This is a genomic window from Sinorhizobium medicae, from assembly GCF_007827695.1.
In the GTDB taxonomy this organism is placed as follows: Bacteria; Pseudomonadota; Alphaproteobacteria; order Rhizobiales; family Rhizobiaceae; genus Sinorhizobium; species Sinorhizobium medicae.
On sequence record NZ_VITA01000006.1, the window covers coordinates 260826 to 274000 of the forward strand.

A 13175-nucleotide genomic window follows, 5' to 3' on the forward strand; every position below is an offset into this window, starting at 1 on the left:
GGATCGACCTAAAAACATGAACGTGATCGCTTCCGAATTTCACGTCGGGACGCGCACGGTTGCGCGCAGGCCGCCAAGCGGGCTGTCTGCGAGCGTGACGTTGCCCCCATGGCTGCGGGCGATGTCACGTGCGACTGCAAGGCCGAGGCCGGTGCCGGAGCTGTCGAGATTGCGGGCTTCGTCGAGGCGGAAAAAGGGTTTGAACACGTCTTCGCGCGAGCGTTCCGGAATGCCGGGACCATCGTCATCGACCGTGATGATCAACCATTTCGCGCTCTGGCGCGCTTCGATATGCACGGTGCGCGCATAGCGATACGCATTGGATGCGAGATTGGAGATCAGCCGGGTGAAGGCGTTCGGCCTGACGTGGATTTCGTCCTCGCCCTGAATGGCAGTGGTCAGTATCTTGCCGTACAGCTCCGCCTCCGCCGCAAGCCGGGCCATCAGCTCGCTCAGCTTCAACCGGCCGACGTCCTCTTCCGCCTCTCCTCGAGCGAAGGCGAGATAGCCTTCCAGCATGTTCTGCATGTCCTCCACGTCCTGATTGAGGCTCTCCAGGTCCGGATTGTTGCCGACAAGTGCAAGCTGCAGCTTGAAGCGGGTCAGAATCGTCCTCAAATCGTGGCTGACGCCAGTCAGCATCGCGGTGCGCTGTTCGATCTGGCGTTCAATCCGTTCGCGCATCAGGATGAAGGCGAGACCGGCGCGCCGGATTTCGTCGGCGCCCCGCGGGGCGAAATCGTCGATCTTCTGACCTTTACCGAAGCTCTCGGCAGCGCTTGCCAGCGCAAGGATCGGCCGGATCTGACCGCGCAGGAAGAGGATCGCAATCGTCAGCAAGACGAGCGACGCGCCGACCATCCACACGAGGAAGATGTGCGTGTTGGAAGCATAGGCCTGGTTGCGCCGGGCATAGACCCTGAGAATACGGTCGTCTTCAAGCTTGATGCGGATTTCCACGATCTTCGAATTGCCGACAGTGTCGATCCAGAAGGGGCGCCGGATCTGGCTTGAAATCTCCTCGCTGAGAATCTGGTCAAGGATTTCGAAGAAGGGCTTGGGACGCGGCGGCGGCAGTTCGCCACCCGGTTCGACGGTTATGTTCAGATCGAGTTGATCGCGAGCGATGCGGACGATCTGGTCGATATCGCCCTCCCGCGGAAACGTCGTTATCAGGTCGACGATGGCGGCGATGTCGCTGGTCACCGCGGAAGACAGGCGTTGGGTGACAAGCTGCCAGTGCCGCTCCATAAACACGAAGGCGACCACCGACTGCAGCAGCACCATCGGGATAACGACGATCAGCAGCGAACGCGCGTAAAGGCCCATCGGGAGCCGGCGCCGCAGCCATCGGACGAGGCGCTTCCAGGCACCCTCCGTCGGTGCCGATCCTTCGCGCTTCAAACCGTCAAAGCTTGCCATGCCCCTTGATCCGGTCCTTGATTCTGAGCTCATCATCAGTCAACGCTCAGCCGGTAGCCGATTCCGCGAACGGTCTGCAGCCAGACTGGGTTGGAAGGATCGTCCTCGATCTTGCGCCTCAGGCGGTTTATCTGCACGTCGATCGTCCGCTCGCCGACCTCGGCGTCGTCGCCGATCAATTCGTGGCGCGGGATGGTTTCGCCGGCTCGCTGCGAAAACAGCGTCATGATCTCCTGCTCACGATCGGTGAGGCGGATATGGTCGGCTCCGCGGCGCAGTTCCTTGCGTACGACCGAGAAGGTATACGGCCCGAAAATGACCTGGTCGACTTTGTGCGTCTGTGTCGGCTGATTGCGGCGCAGGATATTGTTTATCCGGAGTACGAGCTCGCGCGGCTCGAAGGGCTTCGGCAGGTAATCGTCGGCGCCCGCTTCCAGCCCTTCGATACGCGAATTCGCTTCTGCCAAAGCCGTCAGCATGATGATCGGGACCGACTTGATCTGTCTGAGGCTCTGGGTCAGGGCGATTCCGCTTTCGCCGGGCATCATCACATCGACGACCAGAAGATCGAAATCAATGCCTATCAACTTGCGCCGGGCCTCGTCGGCATCGGCTGCCGTCGTTACGCGAAACCCCTGCTCGACCAGATAGCGGTTGAGCAGGTCGCGAATGCGCCGGTCGTCGTCGACGACCAGGAGATGTGCCGCATCGTCGGAGACTGTCGCCTTTGCCATCATCGTTCGGTACCCTCATTGCCGGCAAAGCCGGATCCGACCTAAAAACATCGTAATCCAGGCGCCGCTGTCTCCATTCTCTTGATCCAAGCGCTACCTGTTTTGCATCAACGGGAAGCCGACGTCCAACCAGCGGCGCACAGATCGCGTAACATTTTGAATCATTGTGTGACTCTGGAGCCCACCCCCTTACAGCGCCGCGCGTCCAGCGAGGCGCAAACAGCTGCGTGTTTTTCTCCTCTGTTCGGCGAGGATCAAGAGGAGCATGCCGGTTGATCAGCCCACAGTGTCGTTCATCATATTTGCCAGAAAGCGCTTCACCGTTTCCCGTGCGCCCGGTCCCGCCTTTGCCAATGCATCCGCTATGCGGCGGGACTGTGGCTCGGCAAGGGCTCGCGCCAAGGCCCGGCCCTCGGTTGTCGTGTAAAGCATGCGTTGACGCCGGTCTTCGGGACCGGTCACCTGCCGGATATAGCCGGAATCGATCAACTGTTTGAGCACGCGGGCCAGGCTCTGCTTGGTGATCTTCAAAGTGTCGAGGAGGTCAGCGACGGTCATTCCCGGTTCGCGGTTGACGAAATGCACGACGCGATGGTGCGCGCGGCCAAATCCGCTCTTCTCGAGAATGGCGTCCGGATCGCCGGTGAAGTCGCGATAGGCGAAAAAGAGCAGTTCGATGATCTCGAAATCGATCGTGCCCTCATCGTCCTCCGGGTCATTGTTTATGCCCAGGCTCTTGTTCTTGGTCTGGCCGGCCACGCAGTCGTTTCCTTTCGATCGATATGCCGTTCACGAAACATACTGCAATATATGTCAGTTTGGTTGACATATTTCCACGAAGTCTCAGGCTTTCCGGCCGCAGAAGTCCAAATCGCCTGTCGATGCCTTCGATAGCCCACAAAAAAGGCGGCCGCGGCCGCCTTTTGCTTGCATCGAATATCACCCGAAGGGCTTAAGCCCGCTTGCCGACGAACTGACCGACAATGCCGTTGAGCACGCCGCCGCCGACAAGGGCGCCGATTGCCTGCATGGCAAGACCGGTCGCGGCGGCCTCGCCGCCGAGCATCTGGATCAGGAACCCGCCGCCCAACCCGCCAATGGCACCGACGATCGTACGCGCGACCACGCTGAATGCCTGCTGCTTCAGCATGGCGCTGGCCGCGTTGCCGCCTGCTGCCCCCGCAATCAACTGAGTAATGATAGGCACTAATGCTTCCATCGGTCCCTCCGTCCTGCGACCCGCATCCCCGGGGTCACGGCATGCCGGACGATCCGGCACGGGAAGGTTGAAGCCGATGGGAGGAATTGTCAATTTTACCACCATCGGTGTCGCCGCCGGACGACGACCCGGTACCACACCCGAGCGGTAGTCGATTGAGTTGCTTCAGGAATTCGTTCGAGAGGCCCGTGAGAACGACGATGTCGGATCGTATGAGCCTGTTACGGTCGGCGCGCTTTGCCGAGTGATTCGCCGAGGCGCAACGCCTGCTATTGACGGCGTTGCGCCTCGGTCAGATTTTTCGTGCTTCCGCTTTGCAGTCAGCGATAGACGTAGACCACCCGCCTTGTACCCGGGTCGACGAGTACGGGCTGGCCGTTGATGGTCACGTACTGGTACTCATAGTCGGGAATGGGCTGAACGGAGACTGTGTTCGGCAGCGTGGCACCCACCACGGCTTCTCCATCGACGTAAACCGTGTCGACCGGATTCTCGGTGATATAGGTGCGCACCGTCGGAGGCGGCGTTACGGCTTCGACTTCTTCGACCGGGCCGACCAGTTCGAGCGGTTCGGACGTCGCCGCAACCATCTCGCCCTCATAGGTCACGGTGGGCACCGACAATTCGGTGCGGCGCTCCTGTATCACGGCGGTGGTACCGCCCATATCCGTTGCCAGATAGCGGGCATAGGCCCAGCCGCGCAAGCCGTTGACGTCGATGCGGCACCAGTTGCTCCCTTCCATGCAACCGTCGAGCACAGCGGCGCTGCCGCGTGTCGCGACGCCGACCGCCGGGTATTGCGGACCGGGGCCGGCGCGCACGTTGAGGTCCGTCAGCGTCGTCGCACTCATTTCGGCGTAGGCCGAGGGGATGACGGCAAGCAGCGCGCTCGCCGTCAAGGCAGCCCTTAATCGGGCCGCTTTAGAAGGGGTCGGAGAGAGGGTCTTCATCATCTTGCTCCTCTTGCATTTGCAGGCCAGAACGCGCCGCAGCAAAAGGATGTTCCCCCTGTGACATCACGAAATGTCAGGATGAAACATATTGCCATGACAAGCGTTGATCGGACTGGCGCGTGGCCGAGGCCCGGCTTTTCTCATTCGCCGGCGAAACGGGGCGCACTATCAAGGCGGGAGTGAAAGATGCAAGGTGAGATATTGCACGATGACGAACTTGCCGCAAAGCGGCTGCGTCCGCTAGTGGTGGTCGTCGTGGCCGCGAAACTCGGAGTTTCTGCATTGCTCCTTGCGACGGTCCACCTTCCGCCACCCGCTTCGGAAATCGCCGCGCTACGTTGATTTGCGCTGTCATCCCGCTCGCATATCGCTATAGCTGAGAACGGCCGGGTAAGGGTAGGGCTTCTCGTTCCCAGGTCACCTCATGAGCAACAGCGAGGCTTGGGTCCAATGTTACAGGCAGGCATCATTCCGGTGACGCATTTCGAACAGAACTGTACCGTCCTGTTCGATAGCGAAAGCAAGGAGGGGGTGGTGGTCGATCCTGGCGGCGACGTCGACATCATTCTGCAGACGGTCCGCGAGAACGGCATCCTGTTGAAGGCAATCTGGCTCACCCACGGCCATATCGATCACGCCGGTGGCGCCAAGGAGTTGAAAGAAGCGCTAGGCCTGGAGATTGTCGGGCCACACAAGGCCGACCTGCCGCTGCTCGAAAGGCTGGAGGATCAGGCGGAGCGCTTCGGTCTCGCCATGAAGGTCCAGAACGTCGTTCCGGATCGATGGCTGGAAGACGGTGATACCGTCTCCTTCGGCGACCACCTCTTCGAGGTCTTGCACTGCCCGGGACACGCGCCCGGCCACGTGGTCTATTTCAACCGGGCACAGAAATTCGCGCATGTCGGCGACGTGCTCTTTCACGGTTCGATCGGCCGCACCGACCTGCCGGGCGGCAATCATCAGCAGCTTCTGGATTCGATACGCGACAAGATCCTGCCGCTCGGGGATGAAGTGGGCTTCATCTGCGGCCATGGCCCAGGGGGGCAGGTCGGTGAAGAGCGCCGTAGCAATCCCTTTTTGCGCGGTCTCTGATGGTTCGGTGTAAACTCAAATAAAAGGACGCATGACTTCGCGGTCATGCGTCCTTCGGATAATGCCGCCTCGGTATTCAGCCTGCGTTGCAGAAATGGCTGCGGCCGTCATAGCCGACGAAGGTGCCGGTATCGGGGTTGAACGAGCGGTAGCGCTGCGAGCAGTAGCGATACCAGGCAGGGGTCCAGGGCTCGAGGCCGTAGGTCTCGACTACCGGGCGATAGGCCGGCCGATAAACCGGGCGCGGGCGGTAAACGGGGCGGGGCTCGTAATAGTCGGGCTCCGGATCGATATAGACCCGCTCGCCATAGTAGCGCGGCGGCGGCGAGGCGATCGCGCTGCCGATGAGAGCGCCTGCGGCCAGGCCCACTGCGCCTGCTACCCACGCATCGTCGTTATTGCGGTGTCCAGCCTGAGCCGTGCCGAAGGTAGGGATAACGATAGCGGCCGCGGCGAGTGAGAGAACGGCTGCTTTGATGAACTTGTTCATGGGTTTCAATCCTATGCATGCGACCGGACAGTTTCCGGATTTCATGATGAACAAAGTCTATATACGCCAAACTGAATGGAGCCTGAACGAAAAAACCCGGCAAAAATGCCGGGCTCGAGCGTAAGTTTTGATGCAGAGACGGCGTTAGCCGACGATCTGCAGGTTGACCGCCTTCGGTCCTTTGCCGCGGCGATCCGGCTCGGTGTCGAAGGAGACTTTCTGGTTCTCCGTCAGACCGCTCAGGCCGGAAGCCTGCACGGCAGAAATATGTACGAAGATGTCCGCGCCACCGTTCTCAGGCTTGATGAAACCAAAGCCCTTATCGGTATTGAAGAATTTTACAGTGCCAGTCTCGGCCATGCGTCAGGTCCTTTTCACTCACCCGATTTGCGGGCAGCATTGCAGTTTTGCCCAGTTTGGGCGTGGGGGCAGTTCTCGACAATTGAGGAAAGGGTCCTGGTTATCGCGACCAGCCGCAGGAAGGAAAAACAGCCTCCCCCGTTGGCCGCCCGGAGTGGGTTGCGTCTCCGGCCCGCTTTTATTTCAAGATCTTCCCGTGTTCGCAGATTGCCCGAACACAGTAAGAGTGATGGGTTTATTTTGAATTGGCAAGCAAAACTTTTCTGACGAGGTATTGCGTCTTTTCATTGCTCAAAAAGAGGTCAGTTCGGCGATTAGATTCCATTATTCAAAAAGCATCGCAAGCTGTTGAATTCAAAGCTTTTTGGGTAGACGCTCGGGGCAGGGTGGACCATTTGCGCCAAATTCCGTCGCTCATGGGCTTGCCGCAACTTTGTGCAGCCGGGTTTCTCCCTCCAAGCGCCTGATATCGCTGCTGGTTCTCGCAGCATGGCGGCGAGTGCGAGCACAGCGCGCATGTCTACAGAAAAACTAAAGGATATCTTGCCGCCCGAAGGCTTTTCGCTGTTCCAAGCAAAATTGAGGGGTTTGGAGAGTATTAGTAGTATTAACCCTTATTCGGGGCGCGGAGAAATTGCACGGCGCGGCAGGCGCAAGCCGCTGTTCAGACGGCAGCCTTCGCCGCCTCACGGCGCTTCTTGGTCAGTTCCGGGATGAGCTCGACCGCAAGCATCGCCAGGAAAATGACGGCGCAACCGACATAGCCGACGGGAGTGATGGTCTCTCCGAGCAAAAGCACGCCAAAAAGGGCGGCGAAAAGCGCCTCGCTCGAGAGGAAGATGGCGGCCTGCGGTGCGGTCGTATAGCGTTGGCCTACGACCTGGCAGATGAAGGCGATGCCGCTTGAAAAGACCCCGGCATAGAGGATCTGCGGGAGCGCGCCTTTGATCGCGGCAAGGCTCAGCGGTTCGAACAGGCCGGCCAATACGCAGCCTGCGATGGCGCAGACGGCGAACTGCGTCATTGACAGGAGCATCGGCCGGCCCGTGGCCGGAGCGAATATGCCCACCAACATCAGCTGAACCGCCCAGAACAGTGCACAGACGATTGTCAGCATATCTCCGCCGGTCAGTGCCGAGAGCGCGCCGCCGCTCAACAGGAAGATGCCGAAAGTAGCGAGCAGGGCGGCAGGCCAGATGACCCAGTGCGGCCGGCGGCGCAGGAAGACGACCGTGAGTACCGGTACGAAAACGACGTAGAGCCCGGTCAGAAAGCCGGAATTGGTGACGGTGGTGGTGAGTAGGCCGTATTGTTGTGTGACGGCTCCGCCGAAAAGCGCCAGTCCAATAAAGACGAAGTTGGGCATGGCGTGCCGTGGCAAGGGAGTGGCTGCTTGCCTCTTTTCAAGGAGCGCCAAGGGCAGTGCCACGAGCGCCGCAATAGCAAAGCGCAGGCCGATGAACCAGAGCGGCCCGATCGCTTCCATCGCCGTCGACTGGGCCACGAAGCCCGCACCCCAGATCGCGCCGGAGAACAGGAGAAAAAGATTTGCCTGAATGCGTGTCACAGATCGGCTCCGGGGTCGTGGTCCTGCTCGCGGGAGGTGCGCAATTCTCGCCCCATATCCACAATGCGTGATAATCAACTCAAAGCCATACTGCTCCGGTGATTGCAGGTCGCTCTACCAGTTGCGTTTTTTCCGGGCAAGCCGCGCGATGTTGCCTCGGCCGGCAGCCTTCCGGATGCGTGCTACTGTGTCGGGGCTTTGGAGACCCTGAGCACTTCGCCATCTTCCTCATCGGTGACCATGATGAGTGCCCCGTCGGGAGCGACGATGACGTCGCGGATTCGGCCGAATTCGCCGTCGAACAAACGTTCCTCGGCCGTGACCGTGCCGGTCTCGTCGCGGTCGAGGCGGGTAAGCAACTGGTATTTCAGTGCTGCGATCAAGAGATCGCCGTTCCACTCTGGAAACATGCTGCCGCGGTATACGGCAATCGCACCCGGCGCGATCGAGGGGTCCCAGTAAAAGAGCGGCTGCTCCAGGCCTTCCTTCGCCGTGCCTTCGCCGATCTCCACACCGGAATAGTCCTTGCCGAAGGTGATCACCGGCCAGCCGTAATTTCTGCCAGGCTGCGGATTGTTCACTTCGTCGCCGCCGCGCGCGCCGTGCTCGACTGTGAGGAGCTTGCCATCTTCCGGATCAAAGGTAATTCCCTGGGGGTTCCGATGTCCGGTGGACCAGATTTCGGCCAGGCCGCCAGTACCGCCACGAAACGGGTTGGAGGCGGGGATGCTGCCGTCGGCATTGATGTGGAGGACCGAGCCGGCATGGTCGTGCGGGTCCTGGGCGCGTTCACCTTCACCGCGATCGCCAATGCCGAAAAACAGGCTGCCGTCCTTGTCGATGGCAATGCGTGAGCCGAAATGCTGCCCCTTCCGGGTGAACCGGTTCATCCGGAAGATCTCCTTCGCATCCGTCAGGCTCCGACCATCCTGCGAGAGGGCCGCGCGGACAAGGGCCGTGCCGTAGCCGCCTTCGCCGCGCGCGGATAAGGTGAGATAAATAGTCCTGTTCGTCGCGAATTGCCGATCGAGAGCGACATCGAGAAGGCCGCCCTGGCCGTGGGCGGCCACTGTGGGTACGCCCTTGATCGCGTCTGAAAGCTTGCCGTCGCGCAGGATGCGTAGCCGGCCCGGTCGCTCGGTAACGATAAGCGCCCCATCGGGCATGGCCTCAACCGCCCAGGGATGTTCGAGCCCGGAGGCGAGCGTCTCGACGAGAACGGTTCCTGTCTGCGTCGAAAATTCCCGCGCCTCCTGCGCAAGCGCAGCGAATGCGGTGAAGTTCACAAGGAACGGGGCCGCAGCCGCCATACTGGATATTAGGATCGCAGGGATATTGCTTGATCCGAGAGCCGTCCAGCGCCTATGCCGCATTGCTTTTCTCCGGTCTTTGCCTGCGGGAACCGCATCGTTTCGTCTCGGAGGTCCGTAGGCGCGGGCAAACCTGAATGGGTGCAGATCTGAAACTGGAGCGGCATGCACAAGGCTTCAAGTCACATCGGATCAAAACGGCTTTATCGCGTCACCGAACCCGTGGTCAGCGGTGCCGGCATCGCCTCCGAAAGCCCCGACTGTGAATCCTTGCCGGTCACGTCCTGTTCTTCGACATCTCTCAGAAGGAGATACTGGGCCACTTCGTACTTGGCCTTCACATAGAAGCCTTTACCGACAAGCATCAGTCCGGCGAGGACGAATAGGGCGACAATCGCGAAGACGACGGTTTGGATTGCCGAAAGCCGGGCGAAGAGGTCGGCGCCTGGCTTCCGCTCCTTTTCATTATCATCCATGGCGCCAAGTCTCATGTCGAACATGGGCTGTCGTCGGCTGCTCGTCGGAACTTGCCTGCCCGGTGGCCTGTGTCATCAATCCGAGGACCATTACGATGCAGGCGGCAAGTGCGGCCAATGCGATATAGAAACCCCAGCGCGCCTCGTTGCGGCGGGTGCGCGAGGAAGCGACTTCATCATCAAGAAACATAGCCTACCCCCATGGTGCCGATGCATCCGCATCGGGAATTGGCGCTTGGAAATCGGCTCTTGCGGGACGGAATTGCGGCGCGGTCAGACAGTTGTTGTGGCGGAAATAAGGCGAGCCCGGTTTCCGATCCCGATCGGTCCCTTTGATGGCATCCATGAAACTTTGTCATGGTGACGCGTTTTGCGCCGATTCGCGGTCGTTTTTCGCCTGAGGCGCTTGCAAGGACTGGCGTCTTTCGACATAGACCTAACCGCTATGGAGCCTCGTTTTTCCGTTCCGTAGCGTCTCACGCCGTTATCGAAACGATCAGGAAACACACCATGGCCTTCCTTGCCGATGCCCTTTCCCGTGTAAAGCCTTCCGCCACTATCGCCGTTTCGCAGAAAGCCCGCGAGTTGAAAGCGAAAGGCCGCGACGTCATCGGCCTCGGCGCGGGAGAGCCGGATTTCGACACGCCTGATAATATCAAGGCGGCTGCGATCGATGCGATCAATCGCGGCGAGACGAAATACACGCCGGTCTCCGGCATTCCCGAACTGCGCGAAGCCATCGCCAGGAAGTTCAAGCGCGAGAACAATCTCGAATACACGGCGGCGCAGACGATCGTCGGCACCGGCGGAAAGCAGATTCTCTTCAACGCCTTCATGGCCACGCTCAATCCGGGCGATGAAGTCGTGATCCCCGCACCCTACTGGGTGTCCTATCCGGAAATGGTGGCGCTATGCGGCGGTACGCCGGTTTTCGTCTCGACCGAGCAGGAGAACAACTTCAAGCTCAAGGCCGAGGATCTCGACCGGGCGATCACGCCGAAGACCAAGTGGTTCGTCTTCAACTCGCCGTCCAACCCCTCGGGCGCGGCCTATTCGCATGAGGAGCTCAAGGCTCTGACGGACGTGCTCATGAAGCATCCGCATGTCTGGGTGCTGACCGACGACATGTACGAGCACCTGACCTATGGCGACTTCAAATTCGCGACCCCCGTCGAAGTCGAGCCCGGTCTATACGAGCGCACGCTGACGATGAACGGCGTCTCCAAGGCCTATGCCATGACCGGCTGGCGCATCGGTTATGCGGCCGGTCCGCTTCAGCTCATCAAGGCGATGGACATGATCCAGGGCCAGCAGACCTCGGGCGCGGCCTCGATCGCGCAGTGGGCTGCCGTCGAGGCGTTGAACGGTCCGCAGGACTTCATCGGGCGCAACAAGGAGATCTTTCAGGGCCGCCGCGACCTCGTGGTGTCGATGCTGAACCAGGCCAGGGGCATTTCCTGCCCGACTCCGGAAGGCGCCTTCTACGTCTATCCGTCCTGCGCCGGGCTGATCGGCAAGACCGCGCCCTCGGGCAAGGTCCTTGAGACGGACGAGGACTTCGTCTCCGAGCTCCTCGAGACGGAAGGCGTCGCGGTGGTCCACGGCTCTGCCTTCGGCCTCGGCCCGAATTTCCGCATCTCCTACGCGACCTCCGAGGCGCTGCTGGAGGAGGCCTGCCGCCGTATCCAGCGTTTCTGCGCCGCCTGCAGATAGCCTCCTCACGACTTCTGAACATGAAAAAGCCCGCCATCGGCGGGCTTTTTCATGTTCAGAACTTGATTCAGCGATCTCCGGATACGGTTCAATCAGCAATCCTACGCCGTTGAAACGGAATCATTTTCGTTGCCGGATCTCCTCGATGACGGCGGAAATGTCCTCATCATGACCGCCTTTGTCGATGCGCCCGCCGGCCAGCCGCAACATGGGTTCGATGAAATCGGGAGCGACGCCCTGTTCTGCGCTCGCTCTTACGATATTCTCGAGTGCGACTTTCTGCATGGCGATATTGGAGACGACGTTTCGGCCGTGCATATCGCTGTCGACCTTGTCGGCAAGGTCGGGAAGGGTGCCGCTCATCGCCTGGATCCACGGTTGGAGCAGCGGCAGGAAGTCGGCAGCTTTGCCTCCGGCGCTTGTCACCAACGCGCTCGCATGCAGGAAGCCCGAAAAGAGGCCGTACATTCCCGAAAGCAGCGCCAAGTCGTAGAGTGAGGCGAGGCTCACTTCGTCGCCGAGATGGCGGCTTTCGGCAAGCGCATCGAGCGTTTTCCTGTGCCGCTCGAAGAGCGTAGGCGAGCCGCTATAGAGAATCAGGGCGCCAGCCTCGCCGATCATCGGCGGGATCGCCATGATCCCGCCGTCGAGATAGGTCGCCCCCTTGGCCGCCAGCCATGCGCCGAATTCCCTGGCGTCACCCGGTGTGCCGTTGGTGAGGTTGAGAAGGTCGCGGCCGGCGAGGACGCCCTCCGCCTGCGTCAGCACCGCACGTGCGGCGGGATAGTCGACGACGCAGAGAATGGTGAGCTCGCTCGCCGCGATCGCTTCGGCCGGACTTTCCGCGATTTTCGCGCCAGCCTCGGCAAGCGGCTCGGCGCGGCGGCCCGTTCGATTCCAGATCGTGACGGTGTGACCGTTCTTAAGAAGCGTTTGTGCGAGCGCCGTCCCCATGGCGCCCAGGCCGAGAATTGAAATGCTGCTCATGGAAGTTCCTTTCCAAAGAAGGTCGTTCAGGCGGCGGTCGAGAGCTTCTGGCCGAGGCCGCCGTCGACGGCGAGCTTCGCGCCGGTGGTGAAGGTGGCCTCGAAGGCAAGGAAGAGGACGGCGCGCGCCACTTCATCGGCGGTGCCGTTGCGCCTCATCGGCGTGATGGCGTCGCCGAGGGCCTTGAACTCGGCCCGTTGGGCTTCGGTTAGGCCCGCAGCACCTTTGGTCGGGGTGTCGATGAAGCCCGGGCTGACGCTGTTGACGCGGATACCACGCGGCAGCAGTTCTGCCGCGAGCACGGAAGCGAAGGAGACGAGTGCCGCCTTGCTCGCGCTATAGACGCTCATGCCCTGATGCCCGCCTTCGTCGGCAACGGAGGAGGTGAAGACGATAGAGCCGCCTTCGCGGATCAGCGGCGCCAGCCGCTGCACGGTGAAAAAGGCGCCCTTGGTGTTGACCGAGAACTGGCGGTCATAGGAGGCCTCGCTCACCTGATCGAACGGCTCCAGCTCGGAAATGCCGGCATTGATATGCAGGAGATCGATCGCTCCCAACTTCTGACCGGCGGCGGCACCGAGAATGGCGATGTCGTTGAGGTGGGCTATGTCGGAGGATAGCGCATGCACGCGCGGACCAAACTCTTCCCTGATGCGGGCGATATTGCTCTCGCTGCGCCCGGTCAGCAGTACCTCGGCACCCCCTTCCACGAGGCGGCGGACCGTCGCGAGGCCCATGCCATGCGTGCCGCCTACAATGATTGCCTTCTTTCCCTGGTAATTGCCCATGTTCGATTCCCTTTCTGTTCAACAATGGTGATGAACAGATGCACTTGTGGACGAATTTGTGCTA

Annotated in this window: 16 protein-coding genes; 3 read left to right on the forward strand and 13 right to left on the reverse strand. The window is 60.6% G+C overall.

Annotated features, from left to right (window positions below):
- Positions 1 to 39 precede the first annotated feature (39 nt).
- The 5 genes from FB009_RS12980 to FB009_RS13000 all read right to left on the reverse strand — a co-directional run bounded on the left by FB009_RS12980 (position 40) and on the right by FB009_RS13000 (position 4325).
- Complete coding sequence (locus FB009_RS12980; protein WP_024310751.1) at positions 40 to 1422, reverse strand: ATP-binding protein; 1383 nt, start codon at positions 1420 to 1422, stop codon at positions 40 to 42.
- 35 nt (positions 1423 to 1457) lie between these two features.
- Positions 1458 to 2159, reverse strand: coding sequence for a response regulator (locus FB009_RS12985; RefSeq protein ID WP_011976373.1), 702 nt, complete (start codon positions 2157 to 2159; stop codon positions 1458 to 1460).
- A 273-nt stretch (positions 2160 to 2432) separates the two neighbouring features.
- The gene (locus tag FB009_RS12990) at positions 2433 to 2915 is read right to left on the reverse strand and encodes a MarR family winged helix-turn-helix transcriptional regulator (protein WP_011976372.1); all 483 of its coding nucleotides are present in this window, start codon (positions 2913 to 2915) and stop codon (positions 2433 to 2435) included.
- Between the two features lie 193 nt (positions 2916 to 3108).
- The gene (locus FB009_RS12995) at positions 3109 to 3375 is read right to left on the reverse strand and encodes a hypothetical protein (RefSeq protein ID WP_011976371.1); all 267 of its coding nucleotides are present in this window, start codon (positions 3373 to 3375) and stop codon (positions 3109 to 3111) included.
- A gap of 320 nt (positions 3376 to 3695) precedes the next feature.
- Positions 3696 to 4325: a DUF1236 domain-containing protein gene (locus FB009_RS13000; protein ID WP_024310752.1), complete on the reverse strand. Its 630-nt coding sequence runs from the start codon at positions 4323 to 4325 to the stop codon at positions 3696 to 3698.
- A gap of 189 nt (positions 4326 to 4514) precedes the next feature.
- Between FB009_RS13000 and FB009_RS13005 the strand changes: the two genes are divergently transcribed.
- A complete protein-coding gene (locus FB009_RS13005) occupies positions 4515 to 4670 on the forward strand; it encodes a hypothetical protein (RefSeq protein WP_011976369.1) in 156 nt (51 codons plus the stop codon).
- Positions 4671 to 4778: 108 nt separating this feature from the next.
- Positions 4779 to 5420 carry an MBL fold metallo-hydrolase gene (locus FB009_RS13010; RefSeq protein WP_011976368.1) on the forward strand — a complete coding sequence of 214 codons (642 nt, stop codon included), beginning with the start codon at positions 4779 to 4781 and terminating at the stop codon, positions 5418 to 5420.
- A 76-nt stretch (positions 5421 to 5496) separates the two neighbouring features.
- On the opposite strand, the gene FB009_RS13015 is transcribed toward FB009_RS13010, so the two are convergent.
- The 6 genes from FB009_RS13015 to FB009_RS13045 all read right to left on the reverse strand — a co-directional run bounded on the left by FB009_RS13015 (position 5497) and on the right by FB009_RS13045 (position 9813).
- Positions 5497 to 5910, reverse strand: coding sequence for a BA14K family protein (locus FB009_RS13015; RefSeq protein ID WP_145161627.1), 414 nt, complete (start codon positions 5908 to 5910; stop codon positions 5497 to 5499).
- Positions 5911 to 6054: 144 nt separating this feature from the next.
- Complete coding sequence (locus tag FB009_RS13020) at positions 6055 to 6270, reverse strand: cold-shock protein (RefSeq protein ID WP_003532915.1); 216 nt, start codon at positions 6268 to 6270, stop codon at positions 6055 to 6057.
- Positions 6271 to 6934: 664 nt separating this feature from the next.
- Positions 6935 to 7837 carry a DMT family transporter gene (locus FB009_RS13030; protein ID WP_011976366.1) on the reverse strand — a complete coding sequence of 301 codons (903 nt, stop codon included), beginning with the start codon at positions 7835 to 7837 and terminating at the stop codon, positions 6935 to 6937.
- Between the two features lie 182 nt (positions 7838 to 8019).
- Positions 8020 to 9147 (reverse strand): PQQ-dependent sugar dehydrogenase, encoded by a 1128-nt coding sequence (locus tag FB009_RS13035; RefSeq protein WP_234838163.1) that lies wholly within the window; start codon positions 9145 to 9147, stop codon positions 8020 to 8022.
- A 203-nt stretch (positions 9148 to 9350) separates the two neighbouring features.
- On the reverse strand, positions 9351 to 9647 hold the full coding sequence (locus tag FB009_RS13040; protein ID WP_127581631.1) for a hypothetical protein: 297 nt from the start codon (positions 9645 to 9647) through the stop codon (positions 9351 to 9353).
- Positions 9616 to 9813, reverse strand: coding sequence for a hypothetical protein (locus tag FB009_RS13045; protein WP_011976363.1), 198 nt, complete (start codon positions 9811 to 9813; stop codon positions 9616 to 9618). The genes FB009_RS13040 and FB009_RS13045 overlap by 32 nt, the downstream gene beginning before the upstream one ends.
- A 320-nt stretch (positions 9814 to 10133) precedes the next feature.
- On the opposite strand from FB009_RS13045, the gene FB009_RS13050 reads away from it, so the two are divergent.
- Positions 10134 to 11336, forward strand: coding sequence for a pyridoxal phosphate-dependent aminotransferase (locus FB009_RS13050; protein ID WP_011976362.1), 1203 nt, complete (start codon positions 10134 to 10136; stop codon positions 11334 to 11336).
- A 120-nt stretch (positions 11337 to 11456) separates the two neighbouring features.
- On the opposite strand, the gene FB009_RS13055 is transcribed toward FB009_RS13050, so the two are convergent.
- Both FB009_RS13055 and FB009_RS13060 read right to left on the reverse strand, forming a co-directional pair.
- On the reverse strand, positions 11457 to 12323 hold the full coding sequence (locus FB009_RS13055) for an NAD(P)-dependent oxidoreductase (RefSeq protein ID WP_011976361.1): 867 nt from the start codon (positions 12321 to 12323) through the stop codon (positions 11457 to 11459).
- 26 nt (positions 12324 to 12349) lie between these two features.
- The gene (locus tag FB009_RS13060) at positions 12350 to 13111 is read right to left on the reverse strand and encodes an SDR family oxidoreductase (protein ID WP_011976360.1); all 762 of its coding nucleotides are present in this window, start codon (positions 13109 to 13111) and stop codon (positions 12350 to 12352) included.
- Positions 13112 to 13175 lie beyond the last annotated feature (64 nt).

Excerpts from the sequence above, each read along its gene's own strand:
- FB009_RS12980 (WP_024310751.1), bottom strand. The coding sequence starts at position 1,422 with ATGGCAAGCTTTGACGGTTTGAAGCGCGAAGGATCGGCACCGACGGAG.
- FB009_RS12985 (WP_011976373.1), bottom strand. The coding sequence starts at position 2,159 with ATGATGGCAAAGGCGACAGTCTCCGACGATGCGGCACATCTCCTGGTC.
- FB009_RS12995 (WP_011976371.1), bottom strand. The coding sequence starts at position 3,375 with ATGGAAGCATTAGTGCCTATCATTACTCAGTTGATTGCGGGGGCAGCA.
- FB009_RS13000 (WP_024310752.1), bottom strand. The coding sequence starts at position 4,325 with ATGAAGACCCTCTCTCCGACCCCTTCTAAAGCGGCCCGATTAAGGGCT.
- FB009_RS13005 (WP_011976369.1), top strand. The coding sequence starts at position 4,515 with ATGCAAGGTGAGATATTGCACGATGACGAACTTGCCGCAAAGCGGCTG.
- FB009_RS13010 (WP_011976368.1), top strand. The coding sequence starts at position 4,779 with ATGTTACAGGCAGGCATCATTCCGGTGACGCATTTCGAACAGAACTGT.
- FB009_RS13015 (WP_145161627.1), bottom strand. The coding sequence starts at position 5,910 with ATGAACAAGTTCATCAAAGCAGCCGTTCTCTCACTCGCCGCGGCCGCT.
- FB009_RS13020 (WP_003532915.1), bottom strand. The coding sequence starts at position 6,270 with ATGGCCGAGACTGGCACTGTAAAATTCTTCAATACCGATAAGGGCTTT.
- FB009_RS13035 (WP_234838163.1), bottom strand. The coding sequence starts at position 9,147 with ATGGCGGCTGCGGCCCCGTTCCTTGTGAACTTCACCGCATTCGCTGCG.
- FB009_RS13040 (WP_127581631.1), bottom strand. The coding sequence starts at position 9,647 with ATGTTCGACATGAGACTTGGCGCCATGGATGATAATGAAAAGGAGCGG.
- FB009_RS13045 (WP_011976363.1), bottom strand. The coding sequence starts at position 9,813 with ATGTTTCTTGATGATGAAGTCGCTTCCTCGCGCACCCGCCGCAACGAG.
- FB009_RS13050 (WP_011976362.1), top strand. The coding sequence starts at position 10,134 with ATGGCCTTCCTTGCCGATGCCCTTTCCCGTGTAAAGCCTTCCGCCACT.
- FB009_RS13055 (WP_011976361.1), bottom strand. The coding sequence starts at position 12,323 with ATGAGCAGCATTTCAATTCTCGGCCTGGGCGCCATGGGGACGGCGCTC.
- FB009_RS13060 (WP_011976360.1), bottom strand. The coding sequence starts at position 13,111 with ATGGGCAATTACCAGGGAAAGAAGGCAATCATTGTAGGCGGCACGCAT.